This is a genomic window from Providencia sneebia DSM 19967 (assembly GCF_000314895.2).
Taxonomy (GTDB): Bacteria; Pseudomonadota; Gammaproteobacteria; order Enterobacterales; family Enterobacteriaceae; genus Providencia; species Providencia sneebia.
Genome location: NZ_CM001773.1, coordinates 2,161,594 through 2,187,979 on the forward strand (window position 1 = coordinate 2,161,594; position 26,386 = coordinate 2,187,979).

21 protein-coding genes are annotated in these 26,386 nt (G+C 37.0%); 15 read left to right on the top strand and 6 right to left on the bottom strand.

Annotated features, from left to right (window positions below; all coding sequences use genetic code 11):
* Positions 1-14 precede the first annotated feature (14 nt).
* The 3 genes from OO7_RS09000 to grxB are packed head-to-tail and all read left to right on the top strand — an operon-like array spanning position 15 to position 1,807.
* The gene (locus OO7_RS09000) at positions 15-671 is read left to right on the top strand and encodes a fumarylacetoacetate hydrolase family protein (RefSeq protein ID WP_008915638.1); all 657 of its coding nucleotides are present in this window, start codon (positions 15-17) and stop codon (positions 669-671) included.
* 17 nt (positions 672-688) lie between these two features.
* Positions 689-1,141 carry a YcgN family cysteine cluster protein gene (locus OO7_RS09005; protein WP_156823170.1) on the top strand — a complete coding sequence of 151 codons (453 nt, stop codon included), beginning with the start codon at positions 689-691 and terminating at the stop codon, positions 1,139-1,141.
* Between the two features lie 27 nt (positions 1,142-1,168).
* A complete protein-coding gene (gene grxB / locus OO7_RS09010) occupies positions 1,169-1,807 on the top strand; it encodes a glutaredoxin 2 (RefSeq protein ID WP_008915640.1) in 639 nt (212 codons plus the stop codon).
* A gap of 98 nt (positions 1,808-1,905) precedes the next feature.
* Here grxB and OO7_RS09015 read toward each other — a convergent pair whose 3' ends face one another.
* Both OO7_RS09015 and OO7_RS09020 read right to left on the bottom strand, forming a co-directional pair.
* Positions 1,906-2,343, bottom strand: coding sequence for an META domain-containing protein (locus OO7_RS09015; RefSeq protein ID WP_008915641.1), 438 nt, complete (start codon positions 2,341-2,343; stop codon positions 1,906-1,908).
* An 18-nt stretch (positions 2,344-2,361) separates the two neighbouring features.
* Entirely contained in the window at positions 2,362-3,363 is a 1,002-nt protein-coding gene (locus tag OO7_RS09020) for a 2-hydroxyacid dehydrogenase (RefSeq protein ID WP_008915642.1), read from the bottom strand.
* A gap of 252 nt (positions 3,364-3,615) precedes the next feature.
* Here OO7_RS09020 and OO7_RS09025 point away from each other — a divergent pair, with 252 nt between their 5' ends.
* The 4 genes from OO7_RS09025 (at position 3,616) to hrpA (ending at position 10,955) form a co-directional block, all read left to right on the top strand.
* Positions 3,616-6,204 (top strand): YdbH family protein, encoded by a 2,589-nt coding sequence (locus OO7_RS09025; protein WP_008915643.1) that lies wholly within the window; start codon positions 3,616-3,618, stop codon positions 6,202-6,204.
* Between the two features lie 48 nt (positions 6,205-6,252).
* On the top strand, positions 6,253-6,426 hold the full coding sequence (locus OO7_RS09030; protein WP_071524196.1) for a YnbE family lipoprotein: 174 nt from the start codon (positions 6,253-6,255) through the stop codon (positions 6,424-6,426).
* A complete protein-coding gene (locus OO7_RS09035) occupies positions 6,423-6,752 on the top strand; it encodes a YdbL family probable chaperone protein (protein WP_008915645.1) in 330 nt (109 codons plus the stop codon). Before OO7_RS09030 ends, OO7_RS09035 begins: the two co-directional genes overlap by 4 nt.
* 303 nt (positions 6,753-7,055) lie before the next feature.
* Entirely contained in the window at positions 7,056-10,955 is a 3,900-nt protein-coding gene (gene hrpA / locus OO7_RS09040; RefSeq protein WP_008915646.1) for an ATP-dependent RNA helicase HrpA, read from the top strand.
* Between the two features lie 259 nt (positions 10,956-11,214).
* On the opposite strand, the gene OO7_RS09045 is transcribed toward hrpA, so the two are convergent.
* Together OO7_RS09045 and ydgH are read right to left on the bottom strand one after the other, a co-directional pair.
* Positions 11,215-12,552, bottom strand: coding sequence for a basic amino acid/polyamine antiporter (locus OO7_RS09045; RefSeq protein ID WP_419177247.1), 1,338 nt, complete (start codon positions 12,550-12,552; stop codon positions 11,215-11,217).
* Between the two features lie 343 nt (positions 12,553-12,895).
* Positions 12,896-13,846 (bottom strand): DUF1471 family protein YdgH, encoded by a 951-nt coding sequence (gene ydgH / locus OO7_RS09050; protein ID WP_008915648.1) that lies wholly within the window; start codon positions 13,844-13,846, stop codon positions 12,896-12,898.
* 383 nt (positions 13,847-14,229) lie between these two features.
* Here ydgH and pntA point away from each other — a divergent pair, with 383 nt between their 5' ends.
* On the top strand, positions 14,230-15,762 hold the full coding sequence (gene pntA, locus OO7_RS09055) for a Re/Si-specific NAD(P)(+) transhydrogenase subunit alpha (RefSeq protein ID WP_008915649.1): 1,533 nt from the start codon (positions 14,230-14,232) through the stop codon (positions 15,760-15,762).
* A 13-nt stretch (positions 15,763-15,775) separates the two neighbouring features.
* On the top strand, positions 15,776-17,164 hold the full coding sequence (pntB, locus tag OO7_RS09060; RefSeq protein WP_008915650.1) for a Re/Si-specific NAD(P)(+) transhydrogenase subunit beta: 1,389 nt from the start codon (positions 15,776-15,778) through the stop codon (positions 17,162-17,164).
* Between the two features lie 95 nt (positions 17,165-17,259).
* Here the strand turns inward: pntB and uspE are convergent, their stop codons facing one another.
* On the bottom strand, positions 17,260-18,204 hold the full coding sequence (uspE, locus tag OO7_RS09065) for a universal stress protein UspE (protein WP_008915651.1): 945 nt from the start codon (positions 18,202-18,204) through the stop codon (positions 17,260-17,262).
* Between the two features lie 202 nt (positions 18,205-18,406).
* Entirely contained in the window at positions 18,407-19,162 is a 756-nt protein-coding gene (locus OO7_RS09070) for an FNR family transcription factor (protein WP_008915652.1), read from the bottom strand.
* A gap of 433 nt (positions 19,163-19,595) precedes the next feature.
* Here OO7_RS09070 and OO7_RS09075 point away from each other — a divergent pair, with 433 nt between their 5' ends.
* The 6 genes from OO7_RS09075 (at position 19,596) to OO7_RS09100 (ending at position 26,104) form a co-directional block, all read left to right on the top strand.
* Positions 19,596-20,606 (top strand): NAD(P)H-quinone oxidoreductase, encoded by a 1,011-nt coding sequence (locus OO7_RS09075; protein ID WP_008915653.1) that lies wholly within the window; start codon positions 19,596-19,598, stop codon positions 20,604-20,606.
* A gap of 396 nt (positions 20,607-21,002) precedes the next feature.
* A complete protein-coding gene (locus OO7_RS09080) occupies positions 21,003-22,964 on the top strand; it encodes a pyridoxal phosphate-dependent decarboxylase family protein (RefSeq protein WP_008915654.1) in 1,962 nt (653 codons plus the stop codon).
* 56 nt (positions 22,965-23,020) lie between these two features.
* Positions 23,021-24,169, top strand: coding sequence for a tyrosine transporter TyrP (gene tyrP / locus OO7_RS09085; RefSeq protein WP_236620692.1), 1,149 nt, complete (start codon positions 23,021-23,023; stop codon positions 24,167-24,169).
* 284 nt (positions 24,170-24,453) lie between these two features.
* A complete protein-coding gene (locus OO7_RS09090; protein ID WP_008915656.1) occupies positions 24,454-25,011 on the top strand; it encodes a PadR family transcriptional regulator in 558 nt (185 codons plus the stop codon).
* Positions 24,998-25,204, top strand: coding sequence for a hypothetical protein (locus tag OO7_RS09095; protein WP_008915657.1), 207 nt, complete (start codon positions 24,998-25,000; stop codon positions 25,202-25,204). Before OO7_RS09090 ends, OO7_RS09095 begins: the two co-directional genes overlap by 14 nt.
* A 423-nt stretch (positions 25,205-25,627) precedes the next feature.
* A complete protein-coding gene (locus OO7_RS09100; protein WP_008915658.1) occupies positions 25,628-26,104 on the top strand; it encodes a GNAT family N-acetyltransferase in 477 nt (158 codons plus the stop codon).
* Positions 26,105-26,386 lie beyond the last annotated feature (282 nt).

Below are 26,386 nucleotides of genomic sequence, written 5' to 3' on the forward strand. Positions count from 1 at the left end.
TAGGAGTGACAACTATGTATCAACATCGCGATTGGCAAGGTGCTTTATTGGATTTTCCTGTGAATAAGGTTGTGTGTGTTGGTAGCAATTATGCCAAACATATTAAAGAGATGGGCTCAGCGCATCCTGAAGAACCCGTCATTTTCATTAAACCAGAAACAGCATTGTGTGATGCTAATCAACCCATTGTCATTCCCAAAGAGTTTGGTTCTGTTCATCACGAAGTTGAGTTGGCTGTGCTTATTGGCATGCCTTTGAAAAATGCAGATGAAGACCGCGTATCTCGATCAATTGCAGGTTTTGCGGTTGCGTTAGACTTAACCTTAAGAGATTTACAGGCGAAATTTAAAAAAGCGGGTCAACCTTGGGAAAAAAGTAAAGCGTTTGATGGTGCTTGCCCAATATCTGGTTTTATTCCTGTCAATAGCTTTGGTGACCCTCAAAATGCTCAGCTTTCCTTAGAAATCAATGGGGAAGTTCGTCAGTCAGGTTCGACTCGTGATATGATCACGCCAATTTTGCCGTTGATTAGTTATATGTCACGCTTTTTCACCTTACGCCCTGGAGATATTATTTTAACGGGGACGCCTGAAGGTGTCGGGCCATTAGTGTCTGGTGATATGTTAAAATTATCGATTAATGACCATTCGTTAACAACACGAGTGATCTAAATATAGGATTTATGAGTATTATGTCTCAGCCTTTTTGGCAGGTTAAAACGTTAGATGAAATGACAGATAATGAGTGGGAATCGTTGTGTGACGGTTGTGGTCAATGTTGTTTGCATAAATTAATTGATGAAGATACCGACGAAATTTATTTCACTAACGTTGCATGTAATCAATTAAATATTAAAACCTGCCAGTGTAAACATTATGAAAATCGTTTCGATTACGAAGAAGATTGTATCAAACTTAATCGCCATAATTTAGAAACGTTTGATTGGTTGCCTCATACTTGTGCTTATCGTTTATTACTTGAAGGCAAAACATTACCAATGTGGCATCCTTTAATAACGGGATCAAAAGCGGCAATGCATGGAGAAAGAATATCTGTGCGTCATATTGCTGTTAGAGAAAGTGATGTGATTATTTGGGAAGATCATATTATGAACCACCCAGATAAATCGAAAAGACTTTGATGCAATCAAATTAAAAGGGGTCTTGCTATGAAATTATATCTTTATGACCATTGTCCATTTTGTGTTCGTGCCAGAATGATTTTTGGATTAAAAAATCTACCCGTTGAGAATATTTATTTATTGGATAATGACGTAGAAACACCAACTAAAATGATTGGTCGTAAAATGCTGCCCATTTTAGAAAAAGATAATGGCGAATATCTCCCTGAAAGTTTAGATATTGTGCATTATGTTGATCAATTATCGGCTCCTGCTATTGCGACGGGTGAAATTTCACCTGAAGTTGACCAATGGTTTAAAGAAGTTTCTGGCGCAGTTTATAAGCTGGTTGTTCCTCGTTTTACACAATCATCATTCCCGGAAATTAAAACGCCTGAAGCGAAAAAAGCGTATATTGAACGTGAAGAAAAACGGTTTGGTGACCTTAATATTCCTTTAAAAGAGACGAAAACATTTCTTATTGAATTAGAACCGCATATGGATGTTTTAGATGAATGGTTAGAAAAACGCGGGGATATTATCAATATTGATGATTTTATTATTTTCCCTGTGCTACGCAGTTTATCTATTGTTGCCGATTTACCCTTTAGCACCACCATATTGAACTATATGGAAAAAATGTCTAAAGCTGCGAATGTTGAATTGTTATTCGATCAAGCTAAATAAACTCAAAGACTGTCAATATGACACTTGCATCCCGAGTGAATAATATGTTTCTCGGGATGCAGTATTTGTAATGATATAAATTATTAGGTCATTAAAACCTAATTTATATAATCATGCAGGGTATAAACCAATTTCTTTTTACCCTGAGAAAGAACCAAACTCTTATTATTATACGAAATAGCTACGCCATCGCTGAGCATTTGCTTAATTAATGGGTCCCATTTAGAGAGATCTTCATCAACACACTCCAACTCAGTTTTTGATAAATGTTTGACACGAAGAGTCGCATTATGAACTCTGCCCATACCATAAAAGTCGTTACACATTGTGGCCGTGATAAACATTTTTTCACCAAAAGAAATTGTTGGTGTACTTGTTTTACCCGTAATGGGGCGCCCATCAATTTCCGTCAAAATAAAATTATGGTGAAGCAACTGCTGTTCAGTCACATTATCGCTATTACTAGCATTCACTTTCTGAGTTTGACAAGCGACTAATAAACAACCAAATAGTACTAAAGGTATAATCCGCTTCATTTATTACTATACCTATATCTATGAGGCTTTAACGATGTTAGGGCAAGATTCACCACGGCTTATTTCGCTAATATTACTTAATGTTGTTTCACTAATACTTGTTAGTGCTTCATCAGTTAAGAAAGCTTGGTGCCCTGTGAATAAAACGTTATGACATGAGGAAAGACGACGGAAAATATCATCTTGAATAACATCATTTGATTTGTCTTCAAAGAAGAGTTCACGTTCATTTTCATAAACATCCATGCCTAATGCACCAATTTTTTGAGATTTAAGGGCATTAATTGCAGCGGCAGAATCAATAAGGCCACCGCGGCTTGTGTTAATGATCATTACGCCATTTTTCATTTTATTGAAGGCAGACTCATCCAATAAATGATAATTTTCCGGTGTAAGTGGACAATGAAGTGAAATAATATCCGAATTTTTATACAGCGTATCTAAATCAACATATTCCGCACCTAAATCCAGAACAGCTTGGTTTGGATAAGGATCATGCGCTAATAAACGCATACCAAAACCTTTTAAAATTCGCAGTGTAGCAAGACCGATTTTACCTGTGCCAATAATACCTGCGGTACGATTGTGCATATTAAAACCAGTTAAACCTTCTAATGAAAAATTGGCATCGCGGGTTCTTTGATATGCGCGATGAATACGGCGATTTAAACAGAGCATCATACCAACAGCATGTTCAGCCACGGCTTCAGGTGAATAAGCGGGTACACGAACAACTTGGATACCCAACTCTTCGGCGGCGTTTAAATCAACATTATTAAAACCTGCACAACGTAATGCTAATATATGTATATTCAGTGCCGCGAGTTCTTCTAATACTTCACGACTGGCGTCATCATTAACAAAAATACAGACAGCATCAGCACCAACCGCATTCTTTGCAGTTTGTACTGTTAAAGGGAAATCAAAGTATTCTATATCAAAGTCAAAATCTGATCTTTGATTGACTTGATTCATATGTTTGCGATCATATTGTTTAGTGCTATAAGAAACGATTTTCATCTAAGTAACTCCGTGTACAATTAGGAACCTAGAAACTCAAAAATAAAGTGATAGTTTAAATAAGTAACTATCAAGGGTTCAGGTCAGAATAAGACAATTATTACTGTAAATCACCAAAAAAATAGAAAATAAGACTTTCCTTACAGTATAACGTCAATAGTCGTTGAAAATAGCCAATATAGTGGTCATTGAATTAAACGGGACAACATTGTTTCTCATATTTAGCATCAATAAAAACAAGGAAGTTGTTTAATGAAAAGGATACTAAAAATATTACTTTTGAGCGCAGCTTCGATTTTTGTGCTCATGTGTATATTATGGTTAACAATGGCTCGCTGGCTTCCCATTGTGGCTAAAATTTATCTTCCCGAAAATGTGACATTGTCTATTAGCCAACCAACATTGACTAATAAGCAATTTACTGTTGATAGTATACAACTAAGAGCAGAAAATTGTTTATGGATTAATGCACAAAATAGTCGATTTTCACTTTTTCCATTACACTTAGTTATTGATGAATTAAAGGAAGATAATCAGTGTTTAGCGTTTTTAACTAGCCAAAATGAGAATGAAAGTTCCGCAATATCTGTTAGTGAAATTATTCAAAATCTGCCAACCTTTTCATTCGTTATCAATAAAGTGATCCTAGCACCTTGGGAAAGTTATCAAGGAAATTTATGGCTATATCGTAATGATAAAACACCACTGTCTTTAGACTATCGCGGTGATAAATTAGCTATTTCAACTCATATTACTGAAGATGGCCATTTAATTATTGAACGTCTTGTCGCGACATTGCCAAATGAAGAACAGCAAATTAGTTTGAATGGTCAGCTGATATTGCCCTTAATGACAAATGAATTACCTGAAAATGGGGCATTATTTGCAGATTTTCAGCTAACTCAGCCTTCAAAATCGTTACATGCCAAATTTCAGTGGCAGAAAAATCAAGGTGATTTATCTCTCTTTGATGTCAATACAGGCCAAGAAATATTGCATCTTCCTTGGGAAGTTCAACCCACTGTTATTAATATTACAAATGGGCGCTGGTGGTGGGAACAAAATAGCTTACCTATACAAGGCGGTATTTCATTGAAAGTGGAAGATTGGCCTGAAGGGATGGCGAACATGGTTATTAGTAGCCGCATAAATGCGATTACTGAAGCTAAGAAGGGCAAAGCGAATCTCGTTTTAACACTACCAGCAACTAAGATTAATGTATTAGATGCCGATATTAAATTGGGTCTAAATGGGCAAGTAAAATATAACGATATGGTATTGGATATTAATTTACCTACCAAAATTTCAGGTCAATTAATTTCACCATCAGTGATGTTTCAACCAGGCGCATTATTACGGGCTTATGGGCGAGTTTCTCCAACGTTATTGTTACAAGAAGCGCGTTTGCCTCTTGCTGGAACATCTTTAAATAGAGAAGGCGTATCAGGCAGATTACAAGCAATTTTAAAAGTCAAAGAGCAATATTGGGGAAATTTTGCCGTTCATTTAGATGGTCAAGCGGATCAATTTAAATTTGATAAAGGCTCATGGGATTGGAAATATTGGGGTGAAGCGTATTTACCGTCATTAGCTGCAAATTGGGATATTCAAGGTAAAGGACGTTGGCAAGAGACACTGATCACATTAGATAGCTTGGATACTGGATTTGATCAGATAAAATATGGTTTGTTATCTATGAATACCACGAGGTTGGTATTGACCAAACCGTTAATGTGGCAACGAGATATTAATAAAGCGCAATTTTTAGGCTCAGTGAAATTAACCAGTAATCGCATGCAATTTGGTGCGGCAAGTTACCTACCCAAAATTACGATTAATGCTGATATTGCAGGGAAGTCACCCGCTGATTTTCAATTAAAAGCAGATTTAAGCACACAACAAGTTGGACCAATTGTTATTTTTACTCGTTGGGATGGTGAGCGTTTTAGAGGTATGGCACGTTGGCCAGAACAATCCGTCAGTGCTTTTCAAACATTAATTCCTGCGGATTTAGGGATCACGTTGCGAGAAGGAAAGTTATTTTCTCAAGCCGCATTTTCTATTGATCCTGAAAAAGGATTCATTGCAGGTGGTCACTGGCGTGTTGAAAATACGGGGTTGTGGTTAAAAGATGGAGAGATCAGTGGGCTTAATTTTGTTTTACCTTGGAAATTGCAAAATAGTACTTGGGTTTTAGGTGAAAAATCACCGGTAGAATTACGCATTAAACAACTCAATAATTTATTTGAATTAACCGATATTCGTGCTGATTTAAACGGTTCTTATCCGCCAACAAATCAACAGCCATTAAAACTCAGTAATGTGAGTTTTAATGTATTAGGTGGGAAAGTTTCCTTAGATTTATTACGCTGGCCACAAGAGCAGCCTGCAACGATCCGCCTTCATCAAGTTGAGTTGAGCCAGTTATTTACTGTTCTTAAAGTTAGCCAATTTGCGGCATCAGGTAAAGTTGATGGTGAATTACCTTTTTATCTCTCTAATCCTGAATGGATCGTAAAAAAAGGCTGGGTACAAAATAGTGGTCCTTTAGCATTACGCCTTGATACTCAATTTGTAGAGTCAATTAAAAAGGATAATATATCCGCGGGTTCTGCAATAAGTTGGCTCCAATATTTAGAGATTTCGCGTAGTCGCACTGAAGTTAATATCACCAATTTAGGATTATTAACAATGAAAACGTTGATTGTAGGCTTTAATTCTCAAGCAACGAAAAGGCAAGAGGTTCATCTTAATTATTCTCATGAAGAGAATATTTTTCAATTATGGAAAAGTTTACGTTTCGGCAGTAATTTAGAAGAGTGGTTAGAAAAAAACCTGTAAAAATAAGGGAAACAAGTGAAATTACTTATAACAAGTGCATTTGTGTTAATGTCAATGATGTTAACGGGGTGTTTAAAAATAGAAGTCGCTACTCCTGATAAACCAATTAATATTAATATGAATGTCAAAATTGAGCATGAAATTCAGATCAAAGCGGATAGGCAGATTGAAGATTTGCTCAAAGAAAATAGCGAGCTATTTGGTAAGGTAGAGACAAAATGAAACAATTCATCAAAATAGTGATGTTATTCAGTTTATTAACTGTGTTTCCTGCACTTGCTTTAACGGTTGATGAAGCGAAAAACCAAGGATTAGTGGGTGAAACGCTATCAGGCTATCTTGCTGTCATTAATGAAGATAATAAACTTGCCACAGAATTAGTCTCGAATATTAACCGTGAACGAGAGCTAAAATACAGTGAAATAGCCAAGAAGAATAATCTGCAAACGCGTGAAGTTGCTAGAATTGCAGGGCAAAAATTAGTTGAACGAGCAAGTTCAGGTGAATATGTTCGAGGTATTAATGGTCAATGGTTACAGAAAAAGTAGTCCATATCATATTAAGTCAACATAATGATTAATATGCACTTCATCATCTGCCTACATGGCGAATTGTTTACAGTTTAGCTGATACAATTGAGTATAAAAACGGATATTTGAAAGTACCTTACTTTTACAGTTAATCTGAAAGCTTACTACTTGGTTTTACTGCTAGATAGCCGAAAAACTGCTAGAATTCGCATCAATTTTCAAATCAAATTATTGACTACGACATGAACAATTATAACGCTGATTAAGTTTGTCATTCTCAATTGGTTAGTCGTCTAAGATATATAAATAAGGATCCAAAAAGTGAAATCCATACTGACAGCTTTAGAAGCTGATATTGGACAAACTTCATTACGTGATCAGTGGCTATTAAAAAAACGCCTGCACGGAGTGGCTAAAATTCGTGATGATAAATCGCGAGCTGCGGTATTAGATGTGATTAAAGCTGATATTGAAACAGCAAAACAGAAGGTGGCAAATAAGTTATTAAATCCACCCAAAATCATTTACCCTGAAAATCTACCTGTAAGCCAAAAAAAACAAGCAATTTATGATGCGATTAAACAACATCAAGTTGTTATTATTGCAGGGGAAACAGGTTCTGGTAAAACAACCCAGATCCCAAAAATTTGTTTAGAGTTGGGTCGTGGAATTAAAGGGTTCATTGGACATACCCAGCCAAGACGATTGGCTGCTCGTTCTGTCGCTGCTCGTTTGGCGCAAGAGCTAGAGAGTGAAATTGGCACAACGGTAGGTTATAAAGTCCGTTTTAGTGACCAAGTCAGCGAAAATACCAGAGTCAAACTGATGACTGATGGTATTTTGTTGGCAGAATTGCAAAATGATAAATTATTACTGCAATATGACACCATTATTATTGATGAAGCACATGAACGCAGCCTGAATATTGATTTTATTTTAGGGTATTTACGCCAATTATTAATCAAACGCCCTGATCTGAAAGTCATTATTACATCGGCAACGATTGATCCTGAACGATTTTCACGCCATTTTAATCAAGCACCAATCATTGAAGTTTCTGGGCGCACTTATCCTGTAGAAGTCCGTTATCGTCCTATTATTGGTGCGGATAATGATAATGATCGCGACCAAATCGATGGCATTATTGATGCAGTCAATGAATTGGGCAAAGAAAGTGCAGGCGATATTTTGATTTTCATGAGTGGTGAACGTGAAATTCGTGACACTGCGGATGCTTTGAATAAATTACAATTACGCCATACTGAAATTTTGCCCTTGTTTGCTCGCTTATCAAATAGTGAACAAAATCGTATTTTCCATCCTCATGGTGGCCGCCGTATTATTTTATCCACTAACGTGGCTGAAACATCTTTAACAGTGCCTGGTATTAAATATGTCATTGATACAGGTTACGCACGGATCAGCCGCTATAGTTTTCGCACTAAGGTACAACGCCTTCCTGTTGAACCAATATCTCAAGCTTCTGCTAATCAGCGTAAAGGCCGGTGTGGTCGGGTTTCTGATGGAGTTTGTATCCGTCTCTATTCCGAAGAGGATTTTTTGGGACGGCCAGAGTTTACTGATCCTGAAATATTAAGAACCAATCTTGCCTCTGTTATTCTACAAATGACCTCAATTGGTTTAGGGGATATCAGCGCATTTCCATTTGTTGAAGCACCAGACAAACGGAATATTCAAGATGGTGTCAAATTGCTTGAAGAGTTAGGGGCAATTAAACCTCATAAAGAGAATGAACGCGGCTATTTGCTAACGGATATCGGTCGCCAATTAGCTCAATTACCGGTTGATCCAAGACTTGCCCGTATGGTGATTGAAGCGAAGAAACAGGGTGCTGTTCGTGAAGCAATGGTGATTGTGTCAGCGCTATCCATTCAAGACCCAAGAGAAAGGCCACTTGATAAACAGCAAGCTTCTGATGAAAAGCATCGTCGTTTTCATGATAAACAATCTGATTTCCTCGCCTTTTTAAATTTATGGGATTATCTCAAAGATCAACAAAAGGCACTTTCTAATGCTCAGTTTAGAAAAATGTGTCGCCAAGATTTTCTCAACTATTTGCGTGTTCGTGAGTGGCAAGATTTATATACCCAATTAAGACAAGTTGTTAAAGAACAGGGTATTCCTATTAACAGTTTAGAGGCTGATTTTAGAAGCATTCATGTTTCTTTATTGGCGGGTTTACTTTCTCATGTTGGGCAAAAAGATGCAGATAAACCCGAGTTTACCGGCGCGAGAAATGCCCGATTTATGTTATTTCCGGGCTCTGGGTTGTTTAAAAAACCGCCCAAATGGGTGATGGTGGCCGAATTAGTTGAAACCTCAAAATTATGGGGCAGAATTGGCGCAGCAATTGACCCTGAATGGATTGAACCTTTAGCCGCGCATTTAGTTAAACATCACTATAGCGAACCGCATTGGTCAAAATCGCAAGGCGCTGTAATGGCGTCAGAAAAGGTAACGCTTTATGGATTACCGATTGTCGCTGCTCGTCAAGTCAACTACGGAACAATCGATCCATTATTATGCCGTGAATTATTTATTCGTCATGCATTGGTTGAAGGAGACTGGCTCACCAAACATGCCTTCTTTAGAGAGAATCGTAAGTTACTTGCTGAAGTTGAAGACTTAGAACATAAATCGCGTCGCAGAGATATTTTGGTTGATGATGAAACTTTATTTGCATTTTATGATCAACGTATCCCCAATGATGTTATTTCAGCGCGTCATTTTGATCATTGGTGGAAAAAAATATCAAAACAGCAGCCTGATTTGCTAAATTTTGAAAAAAATATGCTAATTAAGGAAAATGCAGCGAATGTTTCATTACTTGATTATCCCAATTATTGGCATCAAGGTGATTTAAAATTCCGCTTAAGCTATCAATTTGAGCCGGGAACAGATGCTGATGGTGTAACGGTTCATATTCCTTTGGCGATATTAAATCAGGTGCAAAATGTGGGTTTTGATTGGCAAGTTCCGGGATTACGTGAAGAATTAATCATCGCGTTGATTAAATCTTTGCCGAAACCTATCCGCCGTAATTTTGTGCCCGCACCAAATTATGCGTCTGCATTTTTAGAACGGGTTCCTACACCCGATGGCAATATTCTTGAAAGGCTCGAAAAAGAGTTGCGCCGGATGACAGGGGTGACCGTTGATCGTGATTCTTGGCAATTATCGCAATTGCCTGTGCATTTACAGATGACTTTTCGTGTTATAGGTGAGAAAAATAAAACGATTGCTGAAGGTCAGGATCTTGACGAACTGAAAGGCCGCCTAAAAGAAAAAGTCCAAGAGACGCTATCCGAAGTTGTTGATGACGGCATTGAACAAAGTGGTTTGCATATTTGGAGTTTCGGTGAATTACCTCAGCGTTATGAACAAAAACGCGGTGGTTATTCTGTCAAAGCTTACCCAGCATTAGTGGATGAGAAAAACAGTGTTGGAATTCGGGTATTTGAGACTGAATTTGAACAACAGCAGGCAATGTGGAGTGGTATTCGCCGTTTATTATTACTCAATATTCCTTCGCCAATTAAATATTTGCATGAAAAATTGCCGAATAAATCTAAATTAGGTTTATATTTTAATCCTTATGGAAAAGTATTAGACCTGATTGATGATTGCATTGCTTGTGGTGTGGATAAACTTATCGAAAAACATGGCATGTTAGTGTGGGATGAGAAGGGCTTTAGTCAACTGCAAGATTTCGTACGTGCAGAGCTTAATGATGAGGTCGTGCAAATTGCCAAACATGTTGAGCAGATATTAACCGCTGTTTTTGCTATCAATAAACGATTGAAAGGGCGGGTAGATTTTTCAATGGCACTGGCACTTTCTGACATTAAAGCGCAATTAGCCAATTTAGTGTTTAAAGGTTTTGTGACGGCGCATACATGGAAACGTCTTCCAGATGTATTACGTTATTTAACTGGGATTGAGCGTCGCTTAGAAAAATTATCTGTTGATCCAAATCGTGATAGAGCTCAGATGAGTAAAATTGAGCATGTCACTAACATGTGGCAACAATGGATGGCTAAATTAACGCCTATTCAACAATTATTGCCTGAAGTGCAAGAAGTCCGCTGGATGATTGAAGAATTACGGATTAGTTTATTTGCACAACAATTAGGTACGCCTTATCCAATCTCAGATAAGCGAATTATCCAAACAATGGAAAGTCTTACTCAAAAAATGTAACCATTCCAACAAGGTTAGCTTTCGAATAAATGAAAGCTAACCTTTATCAATTAGTAAAATCCAATACTTACCGGCTTTAGCCTAAAATCGATGAATTTAGTTACAACATACTAGTGTTTGTGTATTTAAAAATACCTTAACCACCAGCTTCAGTACAATAGAAATAAGGCTAAAAAGGAACAAACAAGAGAGGTCATTACAAGATTTTATTTATGGTTAAACCTTGTAATGACCTGAATACAATTAGTCAGATATAAAATTAGATAAGATAGTAAATGGCGGGAATTGCACCAGCAAGAATGGCAAGAGAAGCAATTTTCTCAACAAAATTTAACTTCATTTGGTTTGATTGCTGTGAACGAGCATACCAAAAAACCAAAATACCCGGTGCATATAAAACGACTGAAAGCATCAAATTAATCAGCCCTGAAGCATACAGCAACCATAATCCATAAAAGCTGGCAATTAGTCCTACTAATAACAATGGTTTGTTATGGCGCTCAAAAGCAACTTTTATGAGAAATGCACCAACCAAAAAGTAGGGGACGAGGATCATCTCTGAGGCGATGGTTAATAGCGTATTATAATTACTGCCGCTTAACCAAATTAACACAAGTGATAATTGAACTGCACCATTAGTCAACCATAAAGAAGAGGAAGGTGCGTCGTTTTTATTTAGTTTATTGAAAATTTTAGGAAATGATTGATGCTGTGCCGCAATGTAAGGCACTTCAGCTGCCATGATTGTCCAGCTTAAATAAGCACCACAAACTGAAATAATGAGTCCTGCGGCAATAATGATTTCACCACTAGAGCTGATTAAATTAACCATCAAAGGTGCCATTGATGGATTTTTAATTTCAGCCAGTTCAGCGCGCGGCATGATGCCTAATGAGAGTAAGGTAACAAGGATATAAATAATTAACGCTGCGCTAACAGCAAAAACAGTGGCTAAGCCAACATCACGTCTATTTCTCGCTCTAGCTGAGACAACAACCGCACCTTCTATCCCAATGAAAACCCATAATGTAATCAACATGGTATTTTTAACTTGCTCCCAAACAGGGACACCAAGAGAAATACCGCTAAAATCAGCATCAAATATATCGAGTTTGAATGCTAACATAGCTAAAACAATAAATAGCCCTAATGGGATTAATTTAGCCATTGTAGCGAGCTTATTGATCCCCGCCGCAGTTTGCACACCGCGCAAAACTAAGTAATGAACAAACCACAATAGAATTGATTCACCAATTAAAGCTTGCCAAGTGTTACCATCACCAAAAATAACATTATCTGGGGTATCGGTAAAAAAGCTGATCGCCGCAAAAACAATGACTAAATAAGAAACGTTTGCAACAACTGCACATAGCCAATAGCCCCAAGCTGAACAAAATCCGACTAATTCGCCAAATCCTTCTTTTGCATAAGTGAAAATACCACCATCAAGATCAGGCCGAATGCGGGAAAGTAACAGGAGTGAAAAGGCTAAAAACAAAATTCCGATACCTGTTATTGACCAACCAATAATCAGCGCGAGTGGGCTTGCAATTTCGGCCATGTTTTGTGGGAGGCTAAAAACACCCGCACCGACCATGGAACTTAGGACTAAGGCGGTAAGTGCAGTGAGGCTAAGTGTATGTTTCAATGTATATCCCAATTATTCTGCAATCGAAAGTTAAATTAACGTTAAGATGGCAGTTCTGCCGCTTAATTTAACTGTTTCAGTTTCAAATAATAGATTGTTTATCTATTGGCTCTAAAAAGAGAAAGGATTCTACGAATGAAAGGCGGCTTATGCAATGGAAAGTTATGCAGTTTGGTAAGATTTTTATTCAATCCTAAATTTGAATTGATCTACTCAAGATATTTATGTGAAATTAAAAAAATGCGATAAAAAAGCCAGCAATTGATGCTGGCTTTTTTGGATGAGTTATCTGTTATTTAAACAGATCAGCGCTGATGGTGACGCTTCCACCGTTTGATTGCCATTCACGGGTAATGTGGAAATATTTTGCACCTTTTGCTTCAGCACGTTTTGCAATTTGATAACGTACTTCAGGCGTATTGGTGTAATAACCAGAGAAAGTGATTGAATCAAATGGAACCATTTGAGCAGCGGCAACTTTATTAAGTTCTTCTATCACGTAACCATTTGGCAGCGTTACATTAGTTTTGCTTGATTCACTACTTGATGTTTCAAAGAAGCGCCCAACAGCAGCTGTTGGTTCTTCTGATGAAGCAACACCTGGTATACGCACTTTTTTCGCTGCTTCACCACCTTCAGCTAAAAGTGCTTTACCTGCTTCTGAATCCGCAGGGATCACCGCTTCTTCAAGTTGAACTTGGCGTTTTGGCGCATCTTTTTTGTAGATATAAGCTGTCGCTAAAGTATTACCACCGTCATTAACCGCTATATTGCGGACGACATAAAATGATGCTCCACCTTTTTCTTTAGCTTGCTTAGCAATAGCTTCATAAAGATCAGGCTGAGAAGGGTAAAAACCGCTTACGGTAACCGTATCAAAAGGTTCATATTGAGCCGCATCAGTTTTTGTCATTTCTTCAACGCCATTGAACACTCGGCGTTTAGGTTCATCTACAGGTTTTGCATCTTTTTTGTAAAGGTCCGCGACAACACGCATGTTACCACTATCACCAACATCATCTAAGCTCTGCATGTAAAAGGCATATGCCCCAGCCTTGTCAGCTCGACGAGAGACAGCATCGGATGCTTCATAAATAGCATTAAAGCGACCAGTTACTGTGATGCGCTCATAAGGTGTTAACTCTTGTGCCTGCTTGGGCGTTAATTCCACAGCTGCTTGTGTAGCCGTAATACTTGTTAATGATAACACCGCGGCTGCGATGGCCGTAGTTTTCAGCTTCATACAAAATCCTTCCGACTTGCGCATTTATTATAAAAGTGCTGAATCTTAGTTGTATCACATGCAACAGATTATGACACGTAACTATTCATGTTGTCTCATGATTTTATTTTTCTAGGCCATAAATAACTATTGACTAGTGATAATTACTAAATTTTTTTATCTATCCAGTGTTTTATTGACCTAAAACTAAGATTTTCACTGCGAATCCTATTTACTGTCTAATAATCGAGATCAATTATGGATCAAGAAGCGTATTTTCAGTAGGTTATTAGAACGAGATAAAACTGTTTTAGCTAAAAATAGGACTTTTCCATCGAAACTTGTCCGTTTTTAGAACAATGAATATATCTATATTACTTCTAGGCTTTAATAAAGGGAACATTATGCGTATTGGTATACCTAAAGAACGATTTGCCAATGAAGCTCGTGTTGCTGCAACTCCTTCAACAGTAACTCAGCTCATTAAGCTCGGTTTTACAGTTTGTGTTGAAAAAGATGCGGGGCAGCTAGCCAGTTTTGATAATGCGGCTTACGAGCAAGTTGGTGCTGAAATTGTTGATCGAGATACAGCATTTGCATCAGATATTGTTTTCAAAGTAAATGCTCCATCAGAGGATGAAATTCCTCTTATTAAAGAAGGTGCTACCTTAGTCAGTTTTATTTGGCCAGCACAAAATGCAGAGCTAATGGAGGCATTGAAGGCTCGCAATATTAATGTGATGGCGATGGATGCAGTGCCACGAATTTCCCGTGCTCAATCGCTTGATGCACTAAGTTCAATGGCGAATATTGCAGGTTATCGAGCCATTGTCGAAGCCGCTCATGAATTTGGACGCTTTTTTACTGGGCAGATTACAGCCGCAGGGAAAGTTCCACCTGCAAAAGTGATGATAATTGGTGCGGGTGTGGCAGGCTTAGCTGCTATTGGCGCTGCGGGTAGTTTAGGTGCAATTGTTCGCGCATTTGATACTCGACCAGAAGTTAAAGAGCAAGTCCAAAGTATGGGGGCTGAATTCCTTGAGCTGGATTTTAAGGAAGAAGCGGGTAGCGGAGATGGTTACGCTAAAGTCATGTCTGACGCCTTTATTAAAGCTGAAATGGAATTATTCGCAGCTCAAGCTAAAGATGTTGATATTATCGTTACAACCGCATTAATTCCGGGTCGACCAGCACCTAAATTGATTACCAAAGAGATGGTTGAATCAATGAAGCCGGGTAGTGTCATTGTCGATTTAGCCGCCCAAACGGGAGGTAACTGTGAATTAACTCAAGCTGATAAATTAGTTGTGACAGATAATGGTGTGAAAATCATTGGTTACACTGATTTACCAAGTCGCTTACCAACTCAATCTTCTCAGTTATATGGTACAAACCTTGTTAACTTGATGAAATTGTTATGTAAAGATAAAAACGGTGAAATCGACGTCAATTTTGATGATCTGGTGATTCGTGGCGTTACTGTGATAAAAGAAGGTGAAATCACTTGGCCAGCGCCGCCAATTCAAGTATCTGCTCAACCTCAGGCGAAACCGCAACCTGTAGAAAAACCTAAAGCACCTGAAAAGAAAAAAATGTCACCAGCGGCTAAATATAGCTTGATGGCCTTGGCAATTATTTTATTTGGCTGGTTTGCTAACTCGGCGCCGAAAGAGTTCTTATCGCATTTCACTGTCTTTGCACTCGCTTGCGTTGTCGGTTACTACGTTGTTTGGAATGTGACTCATGCATTACATACACCGCTAATGTCCGTCACTAATGCGATTTCTGGCATTATTGTTGTTGGCGCATTATTGCAAATTGGGTCTGGAGGGTGGGTGAGTTTCTTGTCCTTCATAGCGATATTGATTGCAAGTATCAATATTTTCGGTGGGTTCACGGTTACCCAACGTATGCTTAAAATGTTTCGTAAAGGATAAGGGGTAACTTATGTTGTCGAGTGGAATTGTGACAGCGGCCTATATTGTTGCTGCTATCCTATTTATTTTCAGTCTAGCCGGTTTATCACGCCATGAAAGTTCTCAACGTGGTAACACTTACGGCATTGCGGGTATGGCAATTGCTTTAATTGCAACTATTTTAGGACCAAATAGCGCAAACATTGGCTGGATCATTGCTGCAATGGTAATTGGTGCCGTTATTGGTATCCGTCTGGCGAAAAAGGTCGAAATGACTGAAATGCCAGAATTGGTTGCTATTTTACACAGTTTTGTTGGTTTGGCTGCGGTATTGGTTGGTTTCAATAGCTTTATTGCGAGTGAAGGCCATGTCGATGCTGTTATGGAAAATATTCATTTAACAGAAGTGTTCTTGGGTATTTTCATTGGGGCAATAACCTTCACGGGTTCTATTGTTGCTTATGGTAAATTGTCAGGCAAAATTTCATCAAAACCGATGATGTTGCCAAACAAGCATAAACTCAACTTAGCGGCATTAGTTGTTTCATTTATTTTATTACTGATTTTCGTGAAGACAGAAAGTGTTGGGCTACAAGTTTTCGCGATGTTAATTATGACAGTGATTGCGCTTGCTTTTGGTTGGCATTTGGTTGCTTCAATTGGTGGTGCAGATATGCCCGTTGTTGTATCAATGCTGAACTCATATTCAGGTTGGGCAGCTGCTGCCGCAGGTTTCATGCTAAGCAATGACTTACTGATTGTTACTGGTGCTTTAGTGGGTTCTTCCGGTGCGATCCTGTCTTACATTATGTGTAAAGCGATGAACCGTTCATTCTTCAGTGTTATTGCGGGTGGATTTGGTACAGATGGTGCCTCTACAGGAACAGAAGAAGAGATGGGGGAATATCGTGAAACAACCGCGGAAGAAGTGGCTGAATTACTGAAGAACTCAACATCAGTAATCATTACCCCAGGTTATGGATTGGCTGTTGCTCAGGCGCAGTATCCTGTTCATGATATTACAGCGAAATTACGTGAACGTGGTATTAATGTGCGTTTTGGTATTCACCCAGTTGCAGGCCGTTTACCGGGCCATATGAATGTTTTGTTAGCTGAAGCAAAAGTACCTTATGATGTCGTACTAGAGATGGATGAAATCAATGATGACTTTTCTGAAACAGATACTGTTTTAGTTATTGGTGCGAATGATACGGTGAACCCTGCGGCGCAAGATGATCCAAATAGCCCAATTGCGGGAATGCCAGTCTTAGAAGTATGGAAAGCTAATAACGTTATTGTATTCAAGCGTTCAATGAATACAGGTTATGCCGGTGTACAAAATCCATTATTCTTTAAAGAAAATACCCAAATGTTGTTTGGTGATGCTAAAGCAAGTGTTGATGCAATTCTAAAAGCGCTATAAGTGAGAATTGTTTTCAGCAACGCAGAAATAACATAAAAGTACAAAAAAGCTCTGTTTATGACGACAGAGCTTTTTTAATAAATTAAATTTTAAAATTAATCTTCATCAGCTGTAATTGGACACACAAAACCATCTGGTTTGATAGCTAACAAATCGCATTTTAATTTATCAACCACATGTTCAGCCGTGTTACCTAAAAAAGCCGCAGAAAGACCAGTCCTGCCTAGTATACCCAGAACAACAACACCAGCATGAAGCTCATCACAGACTTCAGGGATGATTTTTTCCGGTAGTCCTTCGCGAACATGTGTATATTTTTCATCAACCCCAAATTTTTGCCGCAACTCTTTCATGGCAATAAGGTGTTGACCGCGTAATGCGTTGTTATAAAGACTCGGGTCAAAATCAGGTAACTCAATCGCAATATTCATTGGTGCAATCGGATATGCACTTACCAAATGAATTTCCTGATCTTTAACAATGCGCGTTGCTAAATCTTTCGTTTTTTCAACTAATTTAATATTGAGGTCGTCATGGTAAGACTCTTCATTAGAAAGATTTACTGCGACAACAACAGAGCCATGATCCGGCCAAACTTTATCTTTTACCATCCAAACTGGAGAAGGGCATTTTCGTAATAAATGCCAATCAAGCGGTGTAAATATAATTGATTCAAAATTATCCGTTTGATGAGCCATTTTTAATAGCAGGTCATGCTTACCATTAATGACTTCCTGAATAATGGCTTCATAAGGTTTATTATGCCAGATGACTTTTATTTCAATATCAATACCCGCTTCAAGGTAATAATGTGCTTGCTGTTTAATCCAAGCGGCTTTTTGATTAATAACACCTTTTCTCATTGCATCACGTTCTTCAGGAGAAAGTAATGTTGTCATATCATAGGATAGATCATATATAGGTAAGAAAGCTTTTATCCGCCCACCATTACGTTGCACTATATAGACAGCACGTCGTAATGCTGGTTGATCATCCTGATTTGGGTCAATTGCAACTAGGAGATTTTGATAGTTTGCCATATTCAATCCTCATAAAGGCGGATACATCCTTAAAGATAAATTAAGGTATTGAGAAAAAATAGGCAAGAATTGATGAAAAATAATGACAGCGGGGCGTAAAGAGTGTGATCAAGAAAACGTCAATAAAGTTGAGTTGCAGTTAACTGACTTTCAGTTTATGACAACTCAACTTATTATGAATTATGGATAACTATCAAAGTGCTTAGCAAGAAATAGGAGAAACTTTGCCTGCTATATCGGTCAGTTTTTCCATATCTTCAATAGTGATATATTTACCTTTAACACTCAACATGCCGCTTTTTTGAAAACGACCTAAAAGCCGACTAATTGTTTCAACCGTCAGACCTAAATAGTTTCCGATATCGCCACGCGTCATTGTTAAACGGAATTCTCTTGGTGAAAATCCACGTTCGGCAAAGCGACGAGATAAATTAAGAATAAATGCAGCTAAACGTTCCTCAGCGTTTTTCTTAGACAATAAAAGGATCATTTCTTGATCACCTTTTATTTCTCCGCTCATTAGACGCATAATCTGTTGACGCAGATTTGGCATTTTTCCTGATAAATCATCAAGCGTTTCAAATGGAATTTCACAAACCATTGATGTTTCTAGTGCTTGTGCAAAACTCGGGTGCTGTGTATGAATAATTGCATCAAAACCGACAAGATCACCCGCAAGATGAAAACCAGTGATCTGTTCATCACCTTCTTCAGTAATGGTATAGCTTTTGATGGTTCCTGAACGAATTGCATACAGCGAACGTAGCTCATCACCTGCTTTAAACAGCGTTTGGCCTTTTTGAATCGGCTTTTTACGCTCAATAATATTGTCAAGTTGATCCAGTTCATGTTCATTCAGCGTGAAGGGAATGCATAGCTGGCTAATACTACAATCCTGACAATGAATAGCACAACCACCAGACTGGATGCGACGAACAACTCTTTTTTCTGGGATCATATTAATTGCTCAATATAAGTTAAAATTATTGATATGAGTCAATTTTAACATAATATAATGCAACTGATAAGTGAAAATATAAAACTGAATCATCCATAAAAGAAAGTTGTATTTAGACATTACTTTACTAAACAACACGAATAATCAATATTTAAAATTTAACTTAGATTAGAACTAAATTTTTAAAATAAAAGTAAAGTGTTTGGCTATTTAATAATTTTATTCATATATTCAATGCGATGTTATACAGATAATGCATTAAGTAACCTGATGAAATATAATGCTTTTTATTAATCTAATTCAGTATGTTGTTAAATTTAGATTTTTTTTGTTTCTTGAAAATATTTTTAGTATTTAAAAATTAACAATATTTTAAAAATTAAATAATTATGTAATGTTGATTTTTAATCATAATAATTTTATAGGAAAAATAATGGCCAATCATGAATTAAATATTCCAAGCTCAATGAAAGTCGTCAATGTTACAGAACCGGGAGGTGCAGAAAACCTGCAAATAATTGAAAATGAATTACCTACAATTCCTGATGGATATTTATTAGTTAAAGTTGAAGCTGCGGGTGTTAACCGACCCGATGTCCTGCAACGTAAAGGGAGTTATCCTCCTCCAGCAGATGCATCACCAATTTTAGGTCTTGAGATCTCTGGAATTGTTGTTGCAAAGGCCGCAAATGTTAATAAATGGAATATTGGTGATCACGTCTGTGGGTTAGTTGCTGGAGGCGGATATGCTGAATATTGCTTGCTACATGAAGATATTGCGTTGCCATTAGGGCAGTTATCTTTTATTGAAGGAGCTGCGATCCCAGAAAACTTTTTTACTGTTTGGGCAAATGTTTTCCAATTAGGGAAGCTTAAAAAAGGTGAATCTGTACTCATTCATGGGGGCACTTCGGGTATTGGGTCAGTGGCAATTATGTTGGCAAAAGCTTTTGGTGCTACGGCTATTACGACTGTAGGTTCTGCGGAAAAAATGAAAATAGCCAAAGAACTTGGCGCAGATTTGGCGATTAATTATCGTGATGATGATTTCGTGAAACAGACACTTGATTATACCCACTCCCGTGGTGTGGATATGGTCGTTGATATCATTGGCGGTGATTATGTCAGTAAAAACTATGAAGTTGCCGCAAAATTTGGACGCATTATCCAAATTGGTATGATGAAAGGGAACCCAACGCACCTTAATTTTATGCCATTAATGGTGAAAAGGTTGGTGCATACAGGGTCAACAATGCGTTCGCGTAATAATGAAGAAAAGGCCAATATTGCCGCTGAATTAAAAGAGCAAGTTTGGGGAATGTTGCAAAAGGGTGAGATAAAGCCGTTTATTAACAAAACCTATTCACTCGAACAGGTTGCTGATGCCCATCGTTATATGGAATCGGGGGATTTGTTTGGGAAAATAGTATTAACTAACAATTGATTAGCTATTTTATTCACCCAAAATAAAGTCATGAGAATAATGAACACTCATGACTTTATTTAACTTCAATATAACAAATGATTTACATTTTCAAGTGTTTTTATCGTAAATATCTCTTTACAGCAGATAAGTTGTCGAAATTTTGTTCCCGCGCACAATTCTAATTGAAATATAAATAAGATTATTAATATTTTAATAATTATGGATTATATCTATATACAAGTTGGCCTTTTAGCGATGTGCTTATCCAGATGGTATTATTAAACGCAATGATAACAAGGTTATGAACTATTGCTGTTTCTGAATGACAAGCACGCGTTATATCACTTTCCAATGATAATAAGTTAACTAACTTAAATATGACCAAGATTGGTTATGATTTAAAGGTGTAGTGATATGTCAAATTTTAATAATTCTAAAATGAATGTAGATGCTTTATTTCTTGGTCCAAAATCTGAAAATGCGGTCTTTTTCAAAGAAATGATGGAATATGCTGTCATGGAACATGCGCATTGGCGGTCGGGCTTCCATCCTGAAGATCCCGAATTTTTAACAACAGTCGACCGCTACGCACCAGAATATCGAGATACTTTATATCGAACAGAAGGCATTCTCAATCATCTCTCTTCTAAATTAAAAACCACTTCGATACCGTGGTTCTCTCCTCGCTATATGGGCCATATGAATGCTGATACATTAATGGTCTCTAATCTCGCCTATGTCATGGCGATGATGTATAACCCAAATAATTGTGCTCAAGAATCATCGCCGACAACAACCTTACTAGAGCTAGAAGCAGGATTGGATTTGTGCGCCATGTTCGGTTATGACGTGAATCAATCTTGGGGACATATTACTTCTGGTGGAACTGTTGCCAATTATGAAGGCTTATGGGTAGCAAGAAACCTAAAAACACTTCCTTTAGCAGTTGCAAAACACGCTAAAGCACAAGATCTCTTAGAAAATAAGTCAGAAAAAGTATTGCTTAATATGCCGACAAGCGCAGTACTCGACCTTATTGACGAATTGAAAAAACAAGGCTTGTTCGAAGAAGTTAGAGAAATGACTTGCCGCGGCGAAGGTGTTGAACAAGGCAAGCTAGGTAAATTATTAGTGCCTCAATCAAAGCACTATTCATGGATGAAAGCGATGGATATTCTGGGGTTAGGACAACAAAATATTGTGCAATTACCAGTAGATGCGGGCTATCGAACAGATCCTACTGAAATGAAGAAAATCGTTTTTTCTTTAATTGAACAAGGAAAACCTATTTTAGCAGTTGTTGCTGTTGTTGGCACAACGGAAACTGGAGCCATTGATAATGTTGCAGATTTAATTGCCTTACGCAAAGAATGTGAAACACGTTTTGGTGTCTCTTTCTACATTCATATTGATGCTGCTTATGCAGGTTATGCATGTGCAATGCTGCGAGATGAAAATAATCAACTTATTGATTATGACACTTTGATTCAACGTTACCACCAAGAAGGTATTTTCCCACCAGAAATAATTTGGCCAAAGCCGGATGTCTATCAAAGTTTTAAATCACTAAGCGAAGCCGATTCTATTACAGTAGACCCGCATAAGGTTGGATTTATTCCTTATGCTGCGGGTGCTATTTGTATGAAAGATAAACGTATTGTTGATCTGATTTCATATCATGCAGCTTATGTTTTCGAAGAAGTTGCTGAAAAAGGTCAAACTGCGAAAAAAACACAAAATGTTTTACTCGGATCTTCAATTATGGAAGGTTCAAAAGCTGGGGCAACAGCTGCTGCGGTATGGGCTGCACATCGGTTAGTTCCATTAAATATCTTAGGTTATGGCAAGCTTATTGCAGCGGGAATAACTACTGCAAATTGGATGATTGAAAGTATAAATGTCAGTGAGCCTTTTGAAATTGAAGGTAGAAAGTTTGAAATTTATGCAATGCCAGCACCGGATTTTCATATGGTTAATTTTATGTTTAAAGAGGTTGGTAACATATCTTTAGAAAAACAGAATCAGTTGAATAAACGAATTTATGAATTATGTTCTTATGCCGCTGGACGTTCTTATACCAATGATTTTTTAACCTCCTCAACGTCACTCACTTTTGAAGAATATGGGAATAATCCATTAAGCTTTTGCCGCTATGCCGGATTCAGTGAACAAGAATGGGATAAAGTGCATTCATTATATGTTTTACGTGCAGCCGTCATGACACATTGCTTACGGGATAAACAGCATTTCTCTGATTATTGGTTAGAACTGAGAAAAACCTTCGAAAATAAATTACAACAGCTTATTGATGAAAAAAATAAACTGAGCCATTCAAAAAATAACTATTTAAAAACTTTTGTTAGGATCTCAATATGAAGAATCGCACCTTAGGTAGTGTTTTTATTGTTGCAGGTACAACGATTGGTGCTGGTATGCTTGCAATGCCGATTGCAGCTGCTGGTAATGGCTTTTGGGTAAGTTTAGTTATGTTGTTCGCGTTATGGATATTAATGTGTTACACCGCGTTATTATTAGTTGAAGTGTATCAACATGAATCTTCTGAAACCGGTATAGGAAGTGTTGCGCAGCGATATCTCGGTTCAAGCGGTAAATTTATTACAGGTTTTAGTATGATGTTCTTAATGTATGCATTGACAGCGGCTTATGTCAGTGGTGCAGGGGAAATTATTACCTCTAATCTAAAAAGTAGTTTTGCTATTGAACTTGCTGATTGGATGGGAATTGTCATATTTACTATTATTGGTGGTGGTGTTGTCTGTTTTGGTACATCTTCTGTCGATTTTATTAACCGTATTTTATTTATTGCAAAGATTATTTTTTTAGTAATTATTTTGGCACTTATGATGCCACATGTTGAACAGCAGAATTTATTATCCGCGCCGACTGAGAAAGTATTAATACTTTCTGCAATTCCTGTATTTTTTACATCGTTTGGTTTTCATGGAAGTGTTCCCAGTATTGTAAAATATATGGGTGGTGATGTGAAAAAATTGCGTATCATCTTTATTATTGGTAGTGCTATTCCGTTAATTGCGTACATTCTATGGCAAATAGCGACATTGGGAAGTATTAGTACAACAACGTTTGTCGGAATTCTTGCAGAAAATTCTGGGCTAAATGGTTTGTTAGATTCCATAAGAAATGTAGTTATGTCGGGAAGAACAGAGTTTATTGCTCAAATGTTTATGAGTTTAGCACTCGCAACTTCATTTCTTGGTGTGGCGCTTGGATTGTTTGATTTCTTGGCGGATTTATTTAAACGACAAGATAATGCAGCAGGACGCATTCAAACTGGATTACTCACTTTTTTACCTCCTTTAGTATTTGCATTATTTTATCCTAGAGGATTTGTCATGGCATTAGGGTTTGCTGCAATTGCATTATCAATTTTAGCGTTATTATTACCAAGTGCGATGGCATTTAAATCAAGGTTACATAATGAACGTAAATATCAAGTTAAAGGCGGTAATTCAGCATTACTTATCGTATTTTTATGTGGAATTGTAGTCATCGGCATCCAATTCGCAATCGCGTTTAGTATCTTACCAAATATCGGGTAAATTAAACGCACCATCAAATATTAGAAAAGCCAGCTATATTATGTGCTATTATTATCAATATACTGGCTTTTTTTGCCTTAATTTACATCTTTTACATCTTTTACATCTTATTATGATACTTAATTAGCTATCATATTTTATTGTTAAATTCTCACCTCATTATAGGATTCATCATTAGCATTTTATGCACAAAATCCGATATATCTAACTGGCATTTTTTAAAAAAATAGCTATCATATTCGATATATCGGTTCTTAAAGTTTTGATAATGTTTGAGAGTAATAATGAGTCGTGAACAACAGCCAACACAAGAGATGTGTGATGGTAAAAGTTTGAGCCGTATGTTTAACCCAAAACAGCTGCGTATTTATATTCTTCATTTGCTGGCTGATGGGGCAAATTATGGGTATGAATTAATCAAGAAAATAGGGCAAGAAACGGCTGGTTTTTATACGCCAAGTCCGGGTGTTATTTATCCGACACTCACTTTATTAGAAGAACTCGGTTTTATTGAGGTTCAAAATAAGCAGGGCAGAGGCCGAAAATGCTACTCACTAACCTTTGAAGGTAAACATTTTTTATTACTTAAAAAGGATATTTTATCTCAAGTTCAATTTAAGCTCAGTTATGCTCAGGAGCTTAAAGCAGGTAATCAATTTGCTAAAGAAATTGAACTTGCTATTGATAAGTTCAAATGTTTATTACGGCATAAAATTGTTTTACAAGAATTGAGTTCAACACAGTCAAGCCGGATTGTTGAAATTATTAACTGCGCTGTAGAGCGCATTGAACAAGTTAATACGGCATTGGCAACACAAGGAAATAGCCATGGCGAAAACTAATCGTATTATTCAAGCAAAAGAGTCTTTATATATGAAAGAAAACACACCAACACCTTCAGTAGAGACAGAGGACAATAGAGAATCTGTTGATACTAAAGCTGAAACTGAGTCAGGCAAAAAATTTAAAGAGATTGTTTGTCCTAAAGTGCCAACCTCTTATTTTAAGCGAGCTAAACGCCAAAGAACCAAATAATGAGTAAAATGGAACGATAATTGACCAATTTATTATTCATGGTATGACTTTTTGCGCAGTAAAACGTTAAATAGTAGTCATGATGGTATTCTTTTTTCGTTATAAAAAGGCCATGAAAATAAAAAATCATTTACAATGGTGTCAGTCTAACTAAATAAGTTGTCTGACATCGTTTTATGATATTTTTATGTTAAAAAGTATCCAATGCTCTTTTTAATATACACATCTAATATAGATAATTGATATGAGAGGTTTTTATCATTATCAATTCATTATTATCATGTTATTTTCCCTTCTTTTACCACAATAATTAAATATGACTGTGTTTAATTATGCTCATAATATTATGAATAAAGTTTCTTATCTCTAGGAAAAACAATAAATTCACGTAGAATTCTTTTATCAATACAAGGGAAACAATTCATGAAAATAGAAATTAAGCCAGCAACAATTAAAGATTCCGCCTTAATTCTTGATATGATTATAGAATTGGCTGAATATGAAAAAGCACGCCACGAAGTAAAAGCATCAATATCAGATATTGAAAAATCTTTATTTGATGAGAATTCTAGTACAGAAGCTTTAATTTGTTATATTGACAATAAACCAGCAGGCTATGCTGTTTTCTTTACAAGTTATTCTACATGGCTTGGTAACAATGGAATTTATTTAGAAGACTTGTACGTCTCACCTGATTATAGAGGTGCTGGTGTAGGAAAAGCATTACTGAAATATGTTGCAAGATTAGCTAAAGAGCGTAGATGTAAAAGGTTAGAATGGAGCGTATTAGACTGGAACCAGCCTGCGATTGATTTTTATAAAAGTATTGGTGCGCAACCGCAAGATGAGTGGGTACGTTATCGTATGGATGAACAGACTATTGCTGAATTTGCTAATTAAGATCATCAAATTTAATTACTAACAAAATAATGCTAAGACTTTGTTCTTAGCATTATTTTTTTGCTGTTTATTTGAAAATTAAGTAATACGTGCCAAATAGAAGGAGATAATAGTCTTAATTTGGTAATTTGTGATGTATGTGCTATTTTACTTAAGTGGTAAAGGGATAAAATAGATATAAATTAAATAGATAGCACCATAGACTTAATGGGTAATAAAGCATCTATTTATATCTTCATTTTCACGTATTTGATGTAATTAGTATTAAAATGGGATAGTTAA